Below are 21,212 nucleotides of genomic sequence, written 5' to 3'. Positions count from 1 at the left end.
AACCACGTGAGTCACGCGCTTCGGAAAAGTTTTGCAGTTTATTGCCAGTTTTAAACAATATGAAAAAAACTTCCAGAAATAGGTCTTTTGTTTCCATGAATATGTAAAAATTAAATGTATAAAAAAAATTCTACTCGATTTTAACCCAAGCATAATTTTATACTTACACATTTTTTAGTACAGTGTCTTTAAAAGATAAAAAAAGGCTGCATTTGCAACCTTTTTTTATAACATTATAACGCCTTCTATCTTCGAAACTTCTTTGTAATAATTGATTACTGTATCCGCATCAATCACATAAAGTTTAATCGAAATAGATGTATATTTTCTATTTTTTGAAGCTTTGTAATCAAATTCAGCATTCGTTCCTGCAAAAATATCTTTTATTTTTTTCATCGTTTCTTCACTTGAAGGATAAATGAATTTGAACAAATAATCTGCTGGAAATTTTTGAACATCATCTAATCTTTCTTTGAATTTTGCATAAAAATCCTGCTCATTGTGAGAGTTATCTGGTATTTCTTCGAATGTATAATCTCTATTTGTGTCCATATCTATTATTTTGTAGTTGCAATGTCAAAAACAATACCACTTCACATTATTGATAAATCAACGAAAAATTAAGACATTTTGTCATATTTAAAACCTATAGTTTTAATCTCATCATATAATCGATTTGTTCATCATCTCCAAGTCTGAAAATATGTTGATCAAATTTTTCGAAACCATTCTTTAAATAGAAATTAATCGCAGAAATATTCTTTTCCCAAACTCCTAACCAAATTGTATGCAAGTTGAGGTTTTTAGTTATTTCTACAGCTTTATTAAAAAGAATTTGTCCAATTTTCTTTCCTTGAAACAATTCTAACACATAAATTCTTTCAATTTCCAAAGAATTCATATCATAAACTTCTGTTTGAGCATCACCAATATTTAATTTCAGATAACCGACAATTTTTTGGTTAATCATTGCAAAAAAGAACAACGAATTTTGATTCTTCAATTCTTTTAATAATTGATCTTCTGAAAAACTTTCGATCAAATATTTTTGCATATCCTCTTCTGTGTTAGAAGAAGAAAATGTATCTGCAAATGTCTTTTTAGAGATTTCTTGAAGTTCTGTAATGTGTTTTTTTTCAACTCTTTTTATTGTAATTTCTTCGTTCATTAATGCGAAACAAATTTTAATCCTACAATTGAACTAATTAATGTAAAAATAAAGAATATTCTCCAAAAATTAGCTGGTTCTTTGAATACAAAAATTCCGATTAAAACTGTTCCAACAGCGCCAATTCCAGTCCAAACAGCATAAGCAGTTCCCAAAGGTAAAGTTTGTGTTGCTTTGATTAATAACGTCATACTTGCAACCAAACATATTGCAAAAGCGCCATACCACATGTACATTTCTGAGCCTGTTGTTTCTTTGGCTTTCCCTATAGATGATGTAAATCCAATCTCGAATAATCCTCCTAAAATCAATAAAATCCAATTCATTTTGTTAATATTTTGATGCAAAGATGAATTAGAAAAAAATAGATTTTTTTTACATTTGTAAAAAAATTATTCGCTTAAATTTCTGTGCGAATCCTACTTAATGTCACTTGAGAAATTCCTAAATAAGACGCGATATAACCTAATTGCACACGATTAATCAAACTTGGATTTTCTTCTAACAATTTTTTATAACGATCAATCGCCGTTCCTAGTTGCCTAGAAATAAAACGCTCTTCAGTTTTTATCAATTCAATTTCAGCAAGTTTTCTTCCCCAATTTGCAATTTCTAAATTTGTCGCATAAAACAATTGTATGTCTGAAGATTTAATTTCATATAACTCACAATCTTCCATTAATTCGATTGTTTCGTAACTAATTTTATTTTCGACATAACTTCGCATCGATAAAATCAAATCGCCTTCTTTCCCAAACCAAAACGTAATTTCTTTTCCATCGTCTATCGTATACGCGCGAACAATTCCTTTTTTGATGAAATATAACTTTTTCTCAACTTTATCAGCATCAATAAGCGTGGTGTTTTTTGGTAATCGAATCAATTGAATTTTATCTGCTATCAATTGAATAGACTGTGATGAAAGTGGCGAAATTTGATTTAAGATTTGTTCTATTTCCATTATTGAAACTTATCTAGTAAAAGTAAACAAAAAACTCAACCTAAAATAGGCTGAGTCATTCAAATTAAATTAACACCTGAAGTCTACTTTGCATGTAGACCGCATTCTTTTTTACTATTGTCTTCCCACCACCATCTTCCGGCACGAAAATCTTCACCTTCGTTTATAGCACGTGTGCAAGGAGCACAACCAATACTTATAAAACCCTTGTCGTGTAACGGGTTGTAAGGAACTCTATTTTCTTTCAAATATTCGAAACAATCCCCTGTTGTAAAATCAATCAATGGATTGAATTTGAATAATTGTTTTTCTTCGTCAAACTCTATTTCGTGCATATCATGTCGATTATTCGATTGCTCCGCACGCAAACCTGTAATCCAAACTGATGCTTCTTTTAATGCACGATTCAAAGGAATTACTTTTCTGATATAGCAACATTGTTTTCTTAAATCAACCGAATCGTAAAAAGGATTAATTCCATTTTCTTCAACAAAATTTTCTAACTCCTCTGTTGGTGGATAAAATGGTTTAATCTTCGCTTGATATTTAAATTCTGTTTTGTTCCACGTATTGTACGTTTCCTGAAAAACACGACCTGTATCTAAAGTAAAAATCTCAATATTGTCTAATTTTTGACTTAAAATAGCATGAGAAATAACTTGATCTTCGAAACCAAAACTTGTCGAAAAAACTATTTTTTCTTTAACGTTGTTATTCAAAAACAATAATTTTTCTTCTAAACTTACTTGTCCTGTAACTTTTTCTAATATCTCTTTTAGTTGATTCATTTTCTTATATAATATCTATAGTTTTTATAGAGTATTTATTTTTAACAAATGTATTAATTCCAATTTTCTAAAACAACACTAATCTCGATTAATTTTATAGATTTTATGCAATATAGAATCAATAAATTATATAAGCAAATTTTATTTATACTTAAATCATCTACCAGAATAAATTGTCACATTCGTAAAAAAGAAGAAAATCAGTCCAAATTGGCATTATACAGAGGCTTTTGAAGAGTTTAAATTATTAATTAACTCAAAAAACAATATCATTATTAGGATAAAAATATTTTAAACACTCTAAAAATAAATTCTATCTAATCATCTTCGAGAACAAATTATGAATATCATAAAACAAAAAAAGTCAAACTTTACAAAGTTTGACTTTTTAATTTATATTTTTTATAATGATGAATTAACACAAAAGTGGATGAAAATAACCAAATCCAATAACCAAAAAGTGGTAAATCATATTCATGTATTTGTAAAATATCTAATCTTGTCAAATGATTAATTCCGTATAATGACATTTGAATAACAGCGATAATACCTAATATTAATCCTATTTTTTTCTTATAAAAAATCCAAGATAATAATAATGTAAAGTTCCCTAACCAACAAAAAAAGTCCAAATAGGGAAAAGTCATCCAACCAAGATATGCATAAACATAACCAAAATATCCTTCTGGATCATCAAAAATGAAATGCACAGGCAAAATTAAACTCACCAAATAGGTTAAAATACTTACATATAAAAACAGATTATTTTTCCAATTTAGCTTCAAACTCTTCTATTTGCTTTTCTAATTTTTTATTCTCTTTTTTCAATTTGTTTTGAGGACTAAACATTGCATAAACCAGCAAGCCTACTCCTACTCCAACAACAGCTCCAATTTTTTCGTTCTTATTAATCGCTTTCGAAATTGCAATTCCTGCTGCTGCTCCAGTTGTTACGATAGAAACTGTATTTTCAAAACCTTTTGATTTTGTGTCCAAAACTTCTAATAAATTATTCATAGTTGATTATTTTTTATAATTGTTGCAATAAATATTCCTAAATATAAATCATTCCAAATTATTTTAAAAATTGTTCGTATTAATTCAAGTGTTTATCTTTGTTCAGTAACATTTTTAAAATGGAAATACAAGACAAAATTTTAGCGCTTCGAGAAGAGCTTACTCAGCATAATTACAATTATTACGTTTTAGATAATCCGACAATTTCTGATTTCGAATTTGATTTGAAATTGAAAGAATTGAAACGATTAGAAGACGAAAATCCTATCTTTTTTGATGTCAATTCCCCTACACAACGCGTTGGTGGAATGGTTACAAAAAATTTTCCGACGATTACGCACGAATTTAGAATGTATTCGTTAGACAATTCATATTCAGTTGAAGATTTGCAAGATTGGGAAAAACGAATTGAGAAAACGTTAGGTGAAAAAGTAGAATTTGTTTGTGAATTGAAATACGACGGCGCTTCGATTTCTATTTTGTACGAAAACGGTGAATTGACGCAGGCTGTAACGCGTGGAGATGGAACACAAGGTGATGAAATCACGAATAATATTCGTACAATACAGTCTGTTCCATTAAAATTAAAAGGAAATTATCCTGAACGTTTTTATATGCGTGGCGAAATTACAATTCCGCTCAATAAATTTGCTTCAATAAATGAAGAACGCGCTAATAATGGTTTAGAATTGTATGCAAATCCTCGAAATACCGCTTCTGGATCGTTGAAATTACAAGATAATACCGAAGTTGCGAAACGTGGTTTACAATGTTTTCCGTATTATTTTATTGGAAATAATTTACCTTATACTACACAATGGGAAATGCTACAAGCCGCTGATGAATTAGGTTTTAAGATTCCGCATACATCAAAATTATGTACTTCTTTGGAAGAAGTTTTGACTTTTGTTGATCATTGGGATATCGAACGCAAAAATTTACCTTACGAAACGGACGGAATTGTGATCAAAGTGAATTCTTTTTCGCAACAAGATGAATTAGGTTATACTGCAAAATCTCCACGTTGGGCAATGGCATATAAATTCAAAGCTGAAGCTGCCGAAACCGAATTATTGAGCATCGATTATCAAGTTGGTCGTACTGGAGCGATTACGCCTGTTGCGAATCTTTCGCCTGTTTCTTTGGCTGGAACAATTGTAAAACGTGCTTCTGTCCACAACGAAGATATTATCAAAAAGTTGGATATCCGCATTGGTGATATGGTTTATGTGGAAAAAGGCGGCGAAATTATTCCGAAAATTGTCGGTGTTAATACTGATGTTCGCCAACCTGGAACCGAAGAAATCGAATTCATTAAAAATTGTCCTTCTTGCGGAACAGAATTAATTCGTAACGAAGGCGAAGCACAGCATTATTGTCCAAATGAAAATGGTTGCGAACCGCAAATTATTGGAAAATTAGAGCATTTTGTTTCTCGAAAAGCAATGGATATTGAGAGTATTGGTGGTGAAACAGCGGTTTTGTTACACAAAGCAAATTTGCTAAATAACATTGCTGATTTTTATACGTTACAAAAAGAAGATATTTTGCCTTTGGAAAGAATGGCTGAAAAATCTGCTCAAAATATTATTAATTCTGTCGAAAAATCTAAAGAGCAACCTTTCGAAAAGGTGTTGTATGCAATTGGAATTCGTCATGTTGGTGAAACGGTTGCAAAAAAATTGGTTAAACATTTTCAAACTATTGATCGTTTGATGAATGCAACAATGGAAGAATTAGTTTCTGTGACGGATGTTGGAGAAAAAATTGCAATTTCGATTAAGGAATATTTTAAAGAAGAACAGCATCAAATTTTGATTCAACGTTTACGTGATTATGGATTGAATTTCGAGATTGGTGAAGAAGCAAAACCTTTGTCAGATTCTTTGGAAGGCAAAACGTTTTTGTTTACAGGAACTTTGACTAAATTCAATCGAACTGATGCACAAAAAATGGTGGAAGATCATGGCGGGAAAAATATTTCTGCGGTTTCTAAAAACTTAAATTTCTTGGTTGCTGGCGATAAAGCTGGAAGTAAATTGAAAAAAGCAGAAGAAATAGGAACAGTTGTCGTGTTGACGGAAGACGAATTTTTAAATATGATTAACGGCTAATGGAATCAGGATTAATTGCTGTCATTATATTCGGAATTGTATTATTGATTTTGATTCCATTTATCTATTATGGATTGCGAATGGCTGGCTACAACAAAGCTGCAATGATTGTATCACTTACGATATTTTTTATTGTGATGATTCCGATGATGAAATATGGTTACAGAAGTCAAATGTATTCCAACGATGATTTGAAAACCGATTTACATCAAGCTGGAATTGGTTTTAAAGGAAATTTAAAGATTGTATCGACAGATATTTCTGGAATTAAAAACATGAAACTAGAAACAGTTTTGATTATGGATTCTGCCGATGTCAATACAATTATTAATCGAATAGAAACTGATTCTCGCTTCAAAATTTCTCCAGAAACACTGAGTTTGAAAGAAGAGTTAGGTTCGAATGCAAAACATAAAACCAATAGAAATTATCGTTTTAAGGATAATTTTATTTTAGAAACTTACGGAATGTCTGATGATTACACGATTCGATATTCAGAACTGAAATTTAGAAAAGGAAACGACACGGTTTTCTTCAAAAAAGAAGAAGTGTATTAAAAAAATCCGTCAATTGACGGATTTTTTATTAATCTAAAACTTCAAGATTTGCAATATTGATTGGATTTCCTTCAATATAATTCACAACATTTTCAAAAGCTTTTGAGAAATATAATTCGTAACTATTTTCTTCAACGTAACCCAAATGCGGCGTACAAATTACATTCGGATTCGTTAGAAATTCATTATTTTTATCATAAATTGGTTCAGAGTTATATACATCTAAAGCAGCATAAGTTGGTGTATTTTGACTTAAAGCTTTACTTAAATCATTTTTCTTAATTAGTTCAGCTCTAGAAGTATTTACAATAATTGCATCATGTTTCATTAATTTCAAATCTTCAAATTTCACAATACCTTTTGTTTGCTCATTTAATCGAATATGAAGTGTAACAACATCGCTTGTAGAGAAAAAATCTTCTTTAGAATTACTTGCTTGAAAACCATCCTCCAATGCTTTTTGACGAGAATTTTCACTTCCCCAAACTTGCACTTTCGTTCCAAAAGCTTTTGCATATTGTGCAATCATCTGTCCTATTTTTCCATATCCCCAAATTCCAATTGTTTTACCATTTATTGTAGAACCAATATTAGTCTGCCACTCGCCTTTTTTCATCGCTTCGATAGCTTGAGGTATTTTTCGAGTTGCATTCATTATCAACATCCAAGTTAATTCGGCTGGAGCAATAGGAGAACCAATTCCTTCTGACACAGCAACTCCACTACTCGTACAAGCGGCTAAATCTAAATGATTTGAAATTTTGCCTGTTTGACTAATTAATTTCAAATTTGGTAAAAGGGATAATAATTCTTCATTTATTTTCGTACGTTCTCTTATCAAAACTAAAATTTGAACATCCTCAATTTCTTTTGCTAAATCCTTTGTATTTGTATATTAACGATTTAAAACCTTAACATCATAATCTTTTATTAAATCAAAACATTTCAAATACGGTACAGCATTTTGATAATCATCTAATATGGCAATTTTCATTGTTTAATTTTTAATAAATGTAGTTATTTTGATTTATCTAATTACTTTTCTCTTTCTTAATTATCTCATCAAATTCGTCCAAAGTATCTTTACTTTCAGTTTTATAATTTTTTGATTTTCCTATAAAATGAATCAATTTTCTATCTTCAAAATAATAACGAGATTCTTCAATTTTCGATTTTTTATCATCAAATTCTTTCCAATACAAAGGGAAATTATAAGTTGTATCTTGTTCAAAAACGAAAGACAATTTATCATTTAACAAATAATATTCAGCCAAATATTGACCTGATTCTCCAAATTTTCGTACCACAATTTTTTCTAATTTATTGTTCAAAAAATAATAATTTAGAAAACCACCTTCGGTAGAATCATCAGTTTCAACTTCTTTTATTTTTGTCCAATTTTTAATTGAATTAATTCGACTAAAATTTGCTTTGATCGTTTTAATTTCTTCACTTTTAACTTTGTCATTTTTCTGAGCAAAAGAAATCATCACAGAGAATGTTACAAGAACAAAAAAGAATACTATTTTTTTCATCTAAATCAATATATTATATAAACTATATGAGTAAAATTGGATTGTTTATTTTCGATATATCTTTACAAATCCTTTTATTAAGCTAAATATACCGATTATAAACCCTATGATGATAAAAAGAAATCCTACAAGTAAAAAATATACACCATAATCCTTTTTGTTATAATCCAAATTATAGCCATATCCAGTCGAGAATATTCCTATTATAAAGACACAGAGCGAACAGATAAAAAGTTTTGTATATCGATTTTGTTTAAACATGATTAAATATTTCATTAAAATTCAATAAAATATACTAATTTTCAATCAATAATAATAGTGAATTTTATGCAATTTAGAGTCGCTCGTCATACCAATCAAATCAACGAAATAAAAAAATTCTATACTAAAGTTTTAAATTTTGAAATCCTTGGAGAGTTTCAAAATCATAATGGATATGATGGTATTTTTATTGGAAAACCAGATTTAGACTGGCATCTAGAATTTACAACAACTCACGAAAATATCAATCATCACTTTGATGAAGACGATTGTTTGGTATTTTATCCAACAACGCAACAAAAATATAACAAACTCATTGAGCGTTTAGAAATTCATCATATCAAACCAATAAAATCGAAAAATCCGTATTGGAATGAAAATGGAATTTCTTTCTTAGATCCTGATGGATTTGTTATCATTGTTTCACCTTTGAGAATTAAATAATTTGAAAAAATACATCTGCTTCATATTGCCATTTTTCATCTTTAGTTGCAAAAATGAAAATTCTACGAATTCTAAAACTCATAATGATTCAAATCCAAAAATTATTGAGAAAGAAAGCTTTATAAACGAAAAAGAAGATAAAATAATTCATCGATATTCAGTACCAAAAGGTTTTCAAAGAGAAAATTATAATCAAAATGAATTCGGATATTTTCTACAACATTTGCAATTGAAAGACTTTGGAACACTTGTAAAATTCTATAATGGAAACGAAAAACCTGTAAATAATGTGTACAATGCGGTGATTGATTTACCGATTGGAAACAAAGATTTACATCAATGTGCAGATGCAACAATGCGTTTGAGAGCTGATTTTCTCTACCAACAAAAGCGTTATGATGAAATCTCTTTCAACTTTTTATCGGACGGAAAACCACGCAAGTTTACTGATTTTGCAAATGGAGATTATTCACCAGAAAATTATTGGAAGTATTTGGAATATGTTTTCAGTTACGCAAATACAGCTTCTTTGAAAAATCAATTGAATGTTTACAAGTGATGATTGGAAAACGTGGGATTAAATGTCTTTTTAATACAATATTTAGTCTTAATTTTACACCAAATTAATCGCCGTGAATCGAGAAGAAATAGGAAATCAACTGCTAAATGAAATTTTAAACATTCAACTTGCCAATAAACCAATCAATTCTAAATATTTAGATTTAAAACGTTTGGTTGAAAATATTGCATTTGAGTTAACAAAAAACGAAGCTTTACAGTTTTCTAACTTTTTCTCGAAGCTATCTTTTATTTGTAATCAATACCAAGTTTCTACTAAAATTCATTCGTTTCGTAAAACTGCTCAACGAATTCTGAGCGAGAAATACGAACCGACAGAACACGAATATTTTACACATTATAAATATATTGCAGATTTTATTTCTTCGATTTATGAAGTAATGATTCCAGCAGAAATTATCTACTATTTTCCTGAAAAAGAATTTTATACAAACAAAATTCTTACTCGAAATCGGGTTAAAAAATTGCGTGTTCAAGTGATTGAAATCAAACGAGATTGTTTGATTTGCGATCATGAAGATAATGAAACAGAAGAAAATATTACAGTTCAAATTGATGAGGATGGCGTAAATGAAAACTTTACTTCTATTGAGGATTTTTGGGTTGGTGCACAATTAAATTTAGTCAATTCGACGATTGATGAAGAAGGAATTTATCATCCACGTTTTATCATTCTCGAACCAGATTATTTGGTTGATATTTCGGCAATTGCTGAATGTTTTCAGGATTATGGAACTTCTGAATTGCATTATATTCAGAAAAAATTTGAAGAAGCGCCAAATAGTAAACACATTCGTTTAGGGAATTTTGCCAATTCAGTAGTCGATCATTTTTCAACGGAAAACATTGAAAACACAGATTTTAATGATATTTTCAAGAATGATTTCAAAAATTATCCATTAGAATATACGGCTTGCAACGATCTAGCGAATCCACAAGACTTGAAAGATTATTATCTGGAAGCTAAAGGTCATTTTGACCGTATTCAAAAAGTGTTGACGGAGGATTTTCCTCAATATGATATTTCGTTGGATCGTGCATTAATAGAGCCTTCATTTTTGTGCGAACAATATGGTATTCAGGGTCGTTTGGATTTATTAGACATTAATCCCGAAGGAAAAAATAAAATTATCGAGTTGAAATCTGGTGGTGCACCTTTTCCTGATGACGGAAAAAGTGTCAAGCCAAATCATGCGACGCAACTCTTTTTATATTACCAAATTATTGGTGTTTTGTATGATTTAGAGTTTAAAGATGTCACAAAAAACACCGAAGGTTATATCTTCTATTCGAAAGTATATCAAGGAAATTTACGTTTTGATGTGCCAACTTTAGCGCGAGTTCAACGTATTTTTGATTTACGAAATCGAATAATTATCAATGAAAATCGTTTAGCAAATCACACATTAACCGATATTGAATCAACTATTTATTCGATTAAACCTGCGAATTTTATTAAACGAAAAATTAATCCTCGTTTCAAAGAAATTCTAGAAGAACAATTGGATAAATTTATATATCCAATCAAAAATAGTTCTCCATTAGAAAAAGCCTATTTTTATTCGTTTACCAATTTCATTGCGAAAGAGCAATATATGGCAAAACTTGGTTTGGGACAATCGACTTCCAACAATGGTTTGGCGAGTTTGTGGCTGAATACTTTCGAAGAAAAAAACAATAATTTCGAGATTATTTATGATTTAGAAATTGTAGAAAATTATATTTCTGACCCAAAACGTGAAATCAAGCTAAAAAGAACCAATCCTGCGAATGATTTTATTTCGATTCGCGAAGGTGATATTTGCATTCTTTATCCACGAAATAATTTCAAAGATTCTGTTTTAACGAATCAGGTTTTTAAATGTACAATCAAAAGTATTTCGAGAGAATTTATTGTATTGCGTTTTCGTTATCAACAACCTAATACACGCTTTTTTGATTCGTTTGATTCGTCAGGAAAATGGGCTTTAGAACGAGATTTTATGGATTCTTCTTTCGTTTCGATGTATCGAAATTTATATGGATTAATTCATTCTTCTAAAGCAAAAAAAGATTTGATTTTAACGCAATCTGTTCCAAAAAGTGAAATGGATTATGCTTATTTTAATTCAAATCTTTCGGATGAACAAAATCGAATTCTGAAAAAAGCTTTATCTGCTAAAGATTACTTTTTGTTGAATGGACCTCCGGGAACAGGAAAAACATCGATTATCATTAAAGAATTAGTGAAAGAAATCTATGAAAAACAGGATTGTAATATTTTGCTTTTGGCGTATACCAATCGTGCAGTTGATGAATTATGTGAATCGATAAATTCGGCTATTTCTGATCAAATTGAACAAAAATTCATCAGAATTGGGAATGAATTATCTACTTCTCCTGAATTCCATCCAAACTTATTAAATAAAATTATCGAGCAAAAAGATGCTGATTTAGAACAAAAAGGAGAAAAAATTTCGAGAAAAACAATTCAAGATATTATTCGTAAACAACGCATTTTTGTTTCGACGGTTGCTTCAATTTCGAGTAAAAATGATATTCTGAAATTAAAGAAATTTGATACAATTATTATTGATGAAGCTTCACAAATTTTAGAACCACAAATTGTTGGAATTCTACCAAAAGCAGAACGTTTTATCATGATTGGTGATCACAAACAGTTGCCTGCAATTGTTTTGCAAAATCCTGAATTAGCAAAAACGAATAACGAATTGTTAGAAAATATTGGTTTAATCAATCGTAAAAACTCAATTTTCGAACGTTTGTATGAATTTTGTGAGCGTAATAATAACGAAAATTCATTTGACCAATTGACTTATCAAGGAAGAATGCATGCTGAAATTGCAGATTTTCCGAACAATTATTTTTATGATGGAAAATTAAATGTTGCCTATGATATTCCAAATTTGAATGAAGAGATTAAGCAAAGTTTACATCGCCAACGTGCAGATTTACATTTTGAAAATCATAATCAATCAAATGATTTACAAAACTTTATTACGAATCATCGTTTTGCGTTTATCAATGTGGACGAAAATCCTTATTTGCCTTCAACGAATGAGCAAGAAGCCGATTTGATTGTGAAATTTGTACAAGAAATTATTCATTTATACGAAATCAATAAAAAAGAATTTGATGCAAAGAAAACAATTGGAATTATTGCGCCTTTCCGTAATCAAATTGCCTTGATTAAACAAAAATTAGAATTAGCAAATATTCCTAATTACGAGCAAATAACGGTTGATACAGTTGAGCGTTATCAAGGAAGTCAGCGCGATATTATTTTGTATAGTTTTGCGGTAACATATTATTCACAATTGAATGCGTTGGTGAATATGAATGACCAAGGAAATGTTGACCGAAAACTAAATGTGGCGTTAACACGTGCAAAAGAGCAATTATTTTTGATTGGAAATCAAACGATTTTGAAAGAAAATCAATTGATTAAAACATTAATTGAGTATTTAGAAAATAAATCTTCACATAAACTTATAATCTAATCAAAATCACTTCATAATTCATTTAAGATTCAGTAAATTTGTGCAACTATTTTTGTAAAATTATGTTGTATCAAAGAAGTAGCGCATTATTCAAAGACGCGCAAGAATATATTCCAGGAGGTGTAAATTCTCCTGTTCGTGCATTTAAATCTGTTGGAGGAACGCCAATTTTTATAAAAAAAGCCGAAGGTGCTTATATTTATGATGAAGATGGACGTGCTTACGTAGATTACATCAATTCTTGGGGACCAATGATTATTGGACACACAGATCCGCGTGTTTTGAATGCGACTGTTGAGCAGATGAAAAATGGTTTTTCTTTTGGTACACCAACCGAATTGGAAACTGAAATTGCAAAATTAATTACTTCTGTTGTTCCAAATATTGACATGGTTCGTATGGTGAACTCTGGTACAGAAGCGTGTATGTCTGCAATTCGTTTGGCAAGAGGTTATACAAATCGTGATAAAATTGTAAAATTTGAAGGTTGTTACCACGGACATTCAGATTCATTTTTGATAAAAGCTGGTTCTGGTGCTGCAACTTTTGGAAATCCAAATTCTCCAGGTGTAACGCAAGGAACAGCGAAAGATACGTTGTTGGCAGAATACAATAATTTGGAAGATGTAAAAGCTTTATTCGAACAAAATAAAGATGAAATTGCAGCAATTATTGTTGAGCCAATCGCAGGAAACATGGGATGTATTGTTCCAGAAAAAGGTTTCTTAGAAGGTTTGAGACAAATTTGTGATGCGAACGGTGCTTTGTTAATTTTTGATGAAGTAATGACTGGTTTCCGTCAAGCGATGGGTGGTTCACAAGAGCGTTTGAACATCAATGCGGATATTGTAACATTTGGTAAAGTAATTGGTGGTGGTTTCCCTGTTGGAGCTTTTGCTGCTCGTCGCGAAATTATGAATCACCTTGCTCCTCTTGGTCCTGTTTATCAAGCTGGAACTTTATCAGGGAATCCAATTGCGATGCGTGCGGGTATCACAACTTTGAATATTATTAATAATGATAGAGAATTATTTACTCGTATTGATAATGCAACAGAAACTTTAGATAACGAGATTTATAAGATATTTGCTGAGAAAGGAATTCCAGTGCATATTAATCGTTTAGGATCAATGATGTCTGTGTTCTTTACGGAACAAACAGAAATCAAAAACTTTACAGATGTAACGAAATGTAACCATGAAATATTCAATAAATTTTTCCATCATTTGTTGACAAACGAAGTTTACATCGCTCCTTCTGGATACGAAACTTGGTTTATTTCTGATGCAATCAAAGATGCAGAAATCAATAAAACATTAGATGCTGTGAGAAGCTTCGAAGGTTAATAATAAACAAAAAATGCAGTAGAAAAACTACTGCATTTTTTTATTCTATTATGTAACTACATTTTTGCATCCATCAATTTTTCTGTTTTATCAGGTGATTTGCCCATTTTCATTTTAATAACAAACGCTTTGTTTGAATTATAATTTTTCGGAAGTAAAATATCGTAATAGGCATTTTTATCTAAATCGAAACCAATTTCAGAATGTTTCACTTCTAATACTTTTTGATTTCTTAGAATAAAAGCCAAAACTGGAATTTCAGTCTAATTTATGGGAATTTAATATTGTGGAAAGTAAGATTTTATTCAGCATATTTTTCTAAGAATTAACTATAAACTTAAAAATTATTTCTGAAATAATTCAACTGAACTCAAAAAACCATAAATCAATAATCTATAACTATACAAATCAATGAAATTATTTTTTACAAAAATTCATAATGATATGATTACAAATTACTTTAAACTACTACTTGCATCTAGTATAATTCTTATTAATTTTGGATGTAAAGATGATGATGGTTTTTCGGAAGAAGATGTAGTTGAGACTTATAATATTGTGTCCTATAAAGCTAATATCCCAGTTGATTTAAACAATGATAAAAAAACATCAACTAATTTGTTGGATGAAATTGAAATTCTTAATAAACAAGAGAACTTTTTAGAAGTTAGACCTAAAGTAAAATTAATCTCCTTTAATTTTCCTCTAACATTAATAAATTATGATTATCCAAGTATACCAAGCGGTTATGCAGATTTTGTAAAATATGGATTTGTAACATCTACAACATTATCGGATAAAGTAATGGTTATAAAAGATAGTAGTTATACAGAAAGCAACTATACTGGTAACAAGGAAAATAAAAAAAATGTTTCTATTGAAAATTTAAAAATTATAGACTACAATCGTCTATCTACTACTATTACAAAGTCTTTTTATGATTTTAACACCAAACAATGGATTGAATTGAATATTGAAGTTATTTTCAAAAAAAATAATTAAACAAAAGCTCGAGAAAATTCTCGAGCTTTTGTTTAATTATAATCCCCTATATGTTCCATTTCACTTTCGAAACTTAGTACTTTAGTCGCGTATTTTTGCAAACTTTTTTGTTTAATTTCTGATAAAAAATTATTCTTGAATTTATCTAAAGTCAATTCATCATTTACAAATAATTGCAAAGAATAAGAAACCGCCCCAGGTTCTGTATGAGAAGTTATTTTTCCTAAACGAGCACCGATAAAACAATTTGATTTCAAATAATCATTAATATGCTCTTTCTGAATCCACGCAAACCAATCATCATGCACTTCTTGTTCAACAATAAAAGTTGTATTATATAATATCATTCTCTAATTTTTTGCAAAGATACAAAGGTTTTCGCATTATATTTTTCTTGAAAAAGAAAGTCTAATCAAGATTTTATTTTTAAATTTACCTATTATTCATAACAAACAAAAATGAACAATACGCAACAATTTATACAAGAGAATAAACAACGTTTTCTTGATGAATTAATCGAATTACTTAAAATTCCTTCAGTTAGTGCTGATCCAGCCTACACACAAGACGTAAATGATGCTGCCGAAATGGTGGCAAAATATTTAAAAGAAGCAGGTGCTGATAATGTTGAAGTATGCGAAACAGAAGGTTTTCCTGTTGTTTACGGAGAAAAAATAGTTGACGCTTCAAAACCTACTGTTTTAGTTTACGGACATTACGATGTACAACCAGCTGATCCTTTAGAATTATGGGAATCTGGACCATACGAGCCAGTAATCAAAAAAACAGAAATTCATCCTGATGGAGCAATTTTCGCTCGTGGTTCTGCTGATGATAAAGGTCAAATGTTTATGCACGTTAAAGCTTTTGAGGCTTTAAACAAATCAAACGAATTACCTTGTAACGTTAAATTTATGATCGAAGGTGAAGAAGAAGTTGGTTCTCCTTCATTAGTAAATTTCGTTAAAAACAATAAAGATAAATTAAAAAATGATGTGATTTTGATTTCTGATACTTCTATGATTTCAAACGAACAACCTTCTATTTCTGTTGGTTTACGTGGTTTATCTTATGTAGAAGTTGAGGTAAAAGGAGCTAATCGCGATATGCACTCAGGTGTTTATGGTGGGGCTGTTCCTAATCCGATTAATGTTTTAGCAACAATGATTGGAAAATTAATCAATGAAAAAGGTCACATTACAATTCCAGGTTTTTACGAGCCAATTCTTGAATTAACTGAAGATGAAAGAGCTGATTTAGCAAAAATTCCATTTGATGTTGAAGAATACAAAAAATCTATCGGTATAGCTGATATTCAAGGAGAAGAAGGTTTTTCTACAATCGAGAGAGCGTCTATTCGTCCTACGTTAGATGTAAACGGAATTTGGGGAGGCTACATTGGCGAAGGTGCTAAAACAGTTATTCCTTCTCATGCGTATGCTAAAATTTCAATGCGTTTGGTTCCTGGACAAGATCCAGAAGTTGTAACAAAACAATTTGCAGATTATTTCCCAACTTTAGCGCCTTCTTCTGTAGAAGTTAAAGTAAAACCACATCATGGAGGTAAACCTTATATTTTACCAACAAATCATCCTGGTTTTATCGCTGCTAAAAAAGCGTTAGCTGAAACTTTTGAGAAAGAAGCGTTAGCCGAAAGAGCTGGTGGATCTATTCCAATTGTTGCTTTATTCGAAGAAGAATTAGGAACAAAATCTGTTTTAATGGGATTCGGATTAAACTCTGACGTTATCCACTCTCCAAACGAACATTATGGTTTATTCAATTTCTACAAAGGAATCGAAACTATTCCATATTTCTACAAATATTTTAACGAACAATAATTTCCGACAAAATAACTTCTGAAAAGCGAATCAAATTGATTCGCTTTTCTTTTTGGTTTATAGTAGAATGATTAATTTTGAATTTTATTTTTATCAATGAGTAAAAAATTCTTAATTGCGGGTGCAGGAATTGCGGGTTTAACTTTAGCAAAAGCTTTGCAAGATTTAAATTATAACTACGAAATTTTCGAGGCTTCTCCAGAAGTTCGAGGAATTGGGGCTGGTTTTGGTTTGGCTTCTAATGCAATGAAAGCATTTGAAATTCTAGGTTTAGCAGAAGAGGTTGCGCCTTTGGGGCATATGTTAGAAGATTTTGAAATTCAAGATTGGAAAGAAAAAACAATTCTGAAAGCGGACACAGAACGATTAAGAAAAAATTACAACAACGAAAATTTTGCCATTCATCGTGCAGATTTACATCATTATTTAGTCTCGAAAATTGATTCGAATAAAATTAAAACGTCAAAAAAAATAAAATTCTTTGAACAAAGTTTTGAGAAAGTTGTCCTTCATTTTGAAGATGGAACTTCTACAGAAGGCTATTATTTAATTGGTGCTGATGGGATAAATTCTACAATTCGTCAACAATTGTTAAAACATTCAACACCTCGTTATGCGGGCTATATTTGTTGGCGTGCTATTGTAGAGGATAAATCTTACAATTCAAAAAAGAGCATCGAAACATGGGGACCAAATGGTCGATTTGGTTTGACGCCATTAATTAATCATCAAATTTATTGGTACGCTTGTGTCAATACAAAACTAAATTCTAAAATCTACAACTATACGTTGAGTGATATTAAAAATCAGTTCAAAGATTATTCGGGACAAATCAGAAATACATTACAAAAAACGAATCCAGAAAGCATCATAGCAACACCAATTATGGATATTAAACCGATTAATAATTATGCATTTAATCGTGTATTGTTAATTGGAGATGCAGCACATGCAACCACACCAAACATGGGACAAGGCGCATGCATGGCGGTGGAAGATGTTTGTGTTTTGTATGATGAATTAATCAAAAAAGATACTGATGTTTTGTTAGCTTTTGAGCATTACAATTTACGCCGTTTGAAACGTACACATTATATTATTGACACTTCTCGTTTGGCTGGGAAAGTTGCTCAAATTGACAATAAATTTTTAATGAATATACGAAATTTTGCTTTCCGAAATTTACCACAATCTTTGATGCAAAGTCCATTAGAAGACTTGTTGGAAGAAGATTTTATGAGGGTTTAGGGTTATTTTATTATAATAATTTCCATCTCATTTTCAAAAAATATCATGTACAATTCTATGTTTATATAATTAATACAACTATATTTAATCGTTAATAATTTTATTAATAAATTTCTAAAAAATAATAAACCATGAATGAAGAAGCTAGTAAAATATTCTATTTATTAGATGAATTTAACGAATATTTAAATCCAATTAAAAGTAAAAATTCAGATTATACCAATTATGTGAAAAATGCTAATGAGATACTTAATAATAAATTATTTTCAAAAGCTAAAATTATAATTGAAAATCAAGATTATGAATTATTAGATGAATTATCATTAAACGGATATATTGAAATTAAAAATTCTCAAGTAAAGTCAAAAGATAAATATGCTTCAGGCTTAAAAAAATACATTAACTTTTTAGAAGAATATTTAAGTAATTATCTAATAGATAATGAAGATATTGTAAGCGATTATTCAGATAATGAAATTACAGAAATAATTGAGCCAAATATTGATTTTGATTTCAACACTAAATATACATACGATAAAAATACATTATTTGAGATTTTCAAGCTAAGATTAATCACACAAAACAGATTTAATAAAAGCGGTTTATTTTTTCCTATTTCTTTTTTAAAACAATATTTTAATAATACAAATGATAAATCTTATTTTGATCAGATTATTGCAGTACAACTCAAAAATATTACTTATTTAAGCGATGATCAGTACAAAAAGCTTGATAGTATGAAAGAATTAAAAATAGCTGACAACGGTAATGTAATGATTGATAATGACATTTTGCAGTCAGCTTGTCCAACAAGTAAGAAAAAAGTTATTATGAATGTTGATTCTGTTACTAGAATAACTTTGGATCATGATAGACCAATGGATAATATTCTTAAAGAATATAAAAAAGATGATTTAGAGCTTTTAAAAATTTCTAAGGAAATAAAAAAAGGACTACACAAGCCATTTACCTACAATAAATTACGTAAAAGAGGGACAATATTATCCAATAAAAAAGAATTCTTAGAAACTATTGATAAACTCAAATTAAAACAAGAATTTGAAGACATTTGTAACCAAATGCAGTTTGTTTTAATGCAAGCTGACCATAATAATATTAAAAGAGCAAAATAAATAGAAAACCCCAGTTAATCTGGGGTTTTCTATTTATTATAAACTATTTTTTAACCACTATCATTATCCGATAGTACCTAGGTTATAAGTTTGCTTCATAATAATAAATAAACATATTATGAGGTTAAAATTTCATTATGAAGTCGAAACAGTTTTCGATCAAAACAAAGAAGAAATAACGATCAATTCGTTTGAGAACGAAGATCCTTTAGTTGCTCGAAAAGATGCATTTTCTTTTTTAAGAAATTATATCAATATTCTAAAACAAGAAGGACAAGTTGTAGTTAATACGAAAGAATCAAGCGTAAGAAATCATGCTCAATTTCGATATGATTCTCGTACACCAAACTTCGAGCATAATCTACAAGCTTATTTTGTTAGCCATTTGATTTTTAAAGATCAAAGATTAAACAATGGACTTAAAATTTATCTTGTTGTTGATAAATCTAATCATGAAAATATCAAAAATGATGAACGATTGTTAATTTATCAATTGGGTAATTATTCGAAACAATCTTTAGATGATATGTTGAACGGTTTGGCAAAAGAAGTTTACATACATTCGATAGTTGATACTTGCATTCATCGAAATACAAAAGAAATTGATATTTCTGCCTTTTGGTATTTCATCAATAAAGAATCATTAGAATCTCGAATTATTTCTATTCTAAAAACTCCTATCCATCTTGATTCTTCTTATTGGGGTAAATTATTTTCTGTTTTTAATTCTAAAAAAATATATCCTTTCAAACTAATTAAAGAACATTATTCTGGATATTATGAAGATGATTTTATCAAGTTAGAGAATTTTGATTTTAAGGAAGTTTTTAAAGATGCTTCTTCACTGTTCTATACTTTGGGTGGCTTGCTTGCTTTAAAAATTGATTCGTTAAATGATGAGAAAGAAACGACAAAACTTCTAACTGAATTTAATACGTTTTTTACAAATATGTATTTTCATAAATCTTTAAAAAACATTGAGTATAAATTGATTAATTGTAAAAATAAAAAAGGTGAATTATTCTTGTGTTTGTTGGTAGATCATTACAAACCAAAAGATCATTTTTTGTCTAAAATTCCGACCAAATTATATTATCGCGAAAATGGTCACAGAGAATGTATAACTGACGTAAACGAAATATTAATTTATTTAAATCAAAACTTCTAAAAAAATAAGAGTATGTTAATAGATAAAATTGAACAAGAAGTAAAAAAGGTAAAAAGAAGAGTTCCAAAATGGTTTCGAGAAGGAGAAACTCAAATCAATAGTTTAATCCTTTTGAAATATTTAGAATTACACAAGGAAGGAAAACCTATTTCGAGAAATCGATTGAAATATGAATGTGAAGAATTTGTAAATTTTGATGGAAATTTTAATCAAATGGTAAATTTCGGTGAAAAAAATCACGCAAAAGTATTCCATATCATCAATGGGAAAGTTGTTTTATGGAAACCTGTTTCAGAATTTATTTTGTTTGAATATGAAAAGATTAAATAATTCTATTGATTTCTCAAAAGAGCATCTTTCAAGACACTATCTCACGTAGTGTGTAAGTTAATAAGTTAGGGATTGGATTTTTATAATCTGAGCCTTTCTTCAAAAATAAGCATAAATTGGTTTAAAAACAAACCCCAATTATGGCTGGGCATTGTCAATTTTTTGGTTGATTCTTTTAAAGCAAGATAAACCGATTTCAAACCTGCATCATCCGTAGAAA

General features: G+C 29.5%; 22 protein-coding genes and 2 pseudogenes. 12 read left to right on the top strand and 12 right to left on the bottom strand.

Annotated features, from left to right (window positions below; genetic code table 11):
• Positions 1-225: 225 nt before the first annotated feature.
• The 7 genes from B4J88_RS12385 to B4J88_RS12355 all read right to left on the bottom strand — a co-directional run bounded on the left by B4J88_RS12385 (position 226) and on the right by B4J88_RS12355 (position 3,934).
• On the bottom strand, positions 226-552 hold the full coding sequence (locus tag B4J88_RS12385; protein WP_291067768.1) for a DUF493 family protein: 327 nt from the start codon (positions 550-552) through the stop codon (positions 226-228).
• Positions 553-646: 94 nt separating this feature from the next.
• Positions 647-1,168 (bottom strand): GNAT family N-acetyltransferase, encoded by a 522-nt coding sequence (locus B4J88_RS12380; RefSeq protein ID WP_291067767.1) that lies wholly within the window; start codon positions 1,166-1,168, stop codon positions 647-649.
• The gene (locus tag B4J88_RS12375; RefSeq protein WP_291063712.1) at positions 1,168-1,494 is read right to left on the bottom strand and encodes a DMT family transporter; all 327 of its coding nucleotides are present in this window, start codon (positions 1,492-1,494) and stop codon (positions 1,168-1,170) included. Before B4J88_RS12375 ends, B4J88_RS12380 begins: the two co-directional genes overlap by 1 nt.
• Positions 1,495-1,568: 74 nt before the next feature.
• Entirely contained in the window at positions 1,569-2,129 is a 561-nt protein-coding gene (locus B4J88_RS12370; RefSeq protein WP_219034624.1) for a Crp/Fnr family transcriptional regulator, read from the bottom strand.
• An 83-nt stretch (positions 2,130-2,212) separates the two neighbouring features.
• Positions 2,213-2,917, bottom strand: a complete 705-nt coding sequence (locus B4J88_RS12365; RefSeq protein WP_291067766.1) for a phosphoadenylyl-sulfate reductase — start codon at positions 2,915-2,917, stop codon at positions 2,213-2,215.
• 371 nt (positions 2,918-3,288) lie between these two features.
• Positions 3,289-3,702, bottom strand: coding sequence for a hypothetical protein (locus B4J88_RS12360; protein ID WP_291067765.1), 414 nt, complete (start codon positions 3,700-3,702; stop codon positions 3,289-3,291).
• Positions 3,680-3,934 (bottom strand): hypothetical protein, encoded by a 255-nt coding sequence (locus tag B4J88_RS12355; RefSeq protein WP_125349396.1) that lies wholly within the window; start codon positions 3,932-3,934, stop codon positions 3,680-3,682. Before B4J88_RS12355 ends, B4J88_RS12360 begins: the two co-directional genes overlap by 23 nt.
• A 119-nt stretch (positions 3,935-4,053) precedes the next feature.
• On the opposite strand from B4J88_RS12355, the gene ligA reads away from it, so the two are divergent.
• Positions 4,054-6,048 carry an NAD-dependent DNA ligase LigA gene (ligA, locus tag B4J88_RS12350; protein WP_291067764.1) on the top strand — a complete coding sequence of 665 codons (1,995 nt, stop codon included), beginning with the start codon at positions 4,054-4,056 and terminating at the stop codon, positions 6,046-6,048.
• Positions 6,048-6,605 (top strand): hypothetical protein, encoded by a 558-nt coding sequence (locus tag B4J88_RS12345; protein WP_219034626.1) that lies wholly within the window; start codon positions 6,048-6,050, stop codon positions 6,603-6,605. Before ligA ends, B4J88_RS12345 begins: the two co-directional genes overlap by 1 nt.
• A 28-nt stretch (positions 6,606-6,633) precedes the next feature.
• On the opposite strand, the pseudogene B4J88_RS12340 reads toward B4J88_RS12345, so the two are convergent.
• Positions 6,634-7,479: pseudogene (locus B4J88_RS12340) on the bottom strand (D-2-hydroxyacid dehydrogenase family protein); the annotation flags it as partial.
• A 157-nt stretch (positions 7,480-7,636) separates the two neighbouring features.
• Positions 7,637-8,140 carry a hypothetical protein gene (locus B4J88_RS12335; RefSeq protein ID WP_291067763.1) on the bottom strand — a complete coding sequence of 168 codons (504 nt, stop codon included), beginning with the start codon at positions 8,138-8,140 and terminating at the stop codon, positions 7,637-7,639.
• Between the two features lie 327 nt (positions 8,141-8,467).
• Here B4J88_RS12335 and B4J88_RS12330 point away from each other — a divergent pair, with 327 nt between their 5' ends.
• The 4 genes from B4J88_RS12330 (at position 8,468) to hemL (ending at position 14,270) form a co-directional block, all read left to right on the top strand.
• On the top strand, positions 8,468-8,845 hold the full coding sequence (locus tag B4J88_RS12330; RefSeq protein WP_291067762.1) for a VOC family protein: 378 nt from the start codon (positions 8,468-8,470) through the stop codon (positions 8,843-8,845).
• Between the two features lie 25 nt (positions 8,846-8,870).
• Complete coding sequence (locus tag B4J88_RS12325; RefSeq protein ID WP_291067761.1) at positions 8,871-9,404, top strand: DUF4846 domain-containing protein; 534 nt, start codon at positions 8,871-8,873, stop codon at positions 9,402-9,404.
• A gap of 73 nt (positions 9,405-9,477) precedes the next feature.
• On the top strand, positions 9,478-12,924 hold the full coding sequence (locus B4J88_RS12320; RefSeq protein ID WP_291067760.1) for an ATP-dependent helicase: 3,447 nt from the start codon (positions 9,478-9,480) through the stop codon (positions 12,922-12,924).
• Between the two features lie 62 nt (positions 12,925-12,986).
• Positions 12,987-14,270: a glutamate-1-semialdehyde 2,1-aminomutase gene (gene hemL / locus B4J88_RS12315; protein WP_291067759.1), complete on the top strand. Its 1,284-nt coding sequence runs from the start codon at positions 12,987-12,989 to the stop codon at positions 14,268-14,270.
• 56 nt (positions 14,271-14,326) lie between these two features.
• Here hemL and B4J88_RS12310 read toward each other — a convergent pair whose 3' ends face one another.
• Positions 14,327-14,518 (bottom strand): hypothetical protein, encoded by a 192-nt coding sequence (locus tag B4J88_RS12310; RefSeq protein WP_291067758.1) that lies wholly within the window; start codon positions 14,516-14,518, stop codon positions 14,327-14,329.
• Between the two features lie 163 nt (positions 14,519-14,681).
• Between B4J88_RS12310 and B4J88_RS12305 the strand changes: the two genes are divergently transcribed.
• Positions 14,682-15,272, top strand: a complete 591-nt coding sequence (locus B4J88_RS12305; protein ID WP_291067757.1) for a hypothetical protein — start codon at positions 14,682-14,684, stop codon at positions 15,270-15,272.
• Positions 15,273-15,304: 32 nt separating this feature from the next.
• On the opposite strand, the gene B4J88_RS12300 is transcribed toward B4J88_RS12305, so the two are convergent.
• Positions 15,305-15,619, bottom strand: coding sequence for a DUF4286 family protein (locus tag B4J88_RS12300; RefSeq protein WP_291067756.1), 315 nt, complete (start codon positions 15,617-15,619; stop codon positions 15,305-15,307).
• A gap of 111 nt (positions 15,620-15,730) precedes the next feature.
• Between B4J88_RS12300 and B4J88_RS12295 the strand changes: the two genes are divergently transcribed.
• The 5 genes from B4J88_RS12295 (at position 15,731) to B4J88_RS12275 (ending at position 20,992) form a co-directional block, all read left to right on the top strand.
• Positions 15,731-17,113 carry a dipeptidase gene (locus B4J88_RS12295; RefSeq protein ID WP_291067755.1) on the top strand — a complete coding sequence of 461 codons (1,383 nt, stop codon included), beginning with the start codon at positions 15,731-15,733 and terminating at the stop codon, positions 17,111-17,113.
• A 96-nt stretch (positions 17,114-17,209) separates the two neighbouring features.
• Positions 17,210-18,361, top strand: coding sequence for an FAD-dependent monooxygenase (locus B4J88_RS12290; RefSeq protein ID WP_291067754.1), 1,152 nt, complete (start codon positions 17,210-17,212; stop codon positions 18,359-18,361).
• Between the two features lie 131 nt (positions 18,362-18,492).
• Positions 18,493-19,494, top strand: coding sequence for a hypothetical protein (locus B4J88_RS12285; protein WP_219034633.1), 1,002 nt, complete (start codon positions 18,493-18,495; stop codon positions 19,492-19,494).
• 118 nt (positions 19,495-19,612) lie between these two features.
• Entirely contained in the window at positions 19,613-20,662 is a 1,050-nt protein-coding gene (locus tag B4J88_RS12280) for a hypothetical protein (protein WP_219034634.1), read from the top strand.
• 12 nt (positions 20,663-20,674) lie between these two features.
• Positions 20,675-20,992, top strand: a complete 318-nt coding sequence (locus B4J88_RS12275; RefSeq protein ID WP_291067753.1) for a hypothetical protein — start codon at positions 20,675-20,677, stop codon at positions 20,990-20,992.
• An 80-nt stretch (positions 20,993-21,072) separates the two neighbouring features.
• On the opposite strand, the pseudogene B4J88_RS15270 reads toward B4J88_RS12275, so the two are convergent.
• A pseudogene (locus B4J88_RS15270) lies at positions 21,073-21,212 on the bottom strand (IS256 family transposase); the annotation flags it as partial.

This window comes from Empedobacter sp. UBA5036 (genome assembly GCF_002415215.1).
Classification (GTDB): Bacteria; Bacteroidota; Bacteroidia; order Flavobacteriales; family Weeksellaceae; genus Empedobacter; species Empedobacter falsenii_B.
This window is presented reverse-complemented; position numbering and strand designations above follow the sequence as displayed.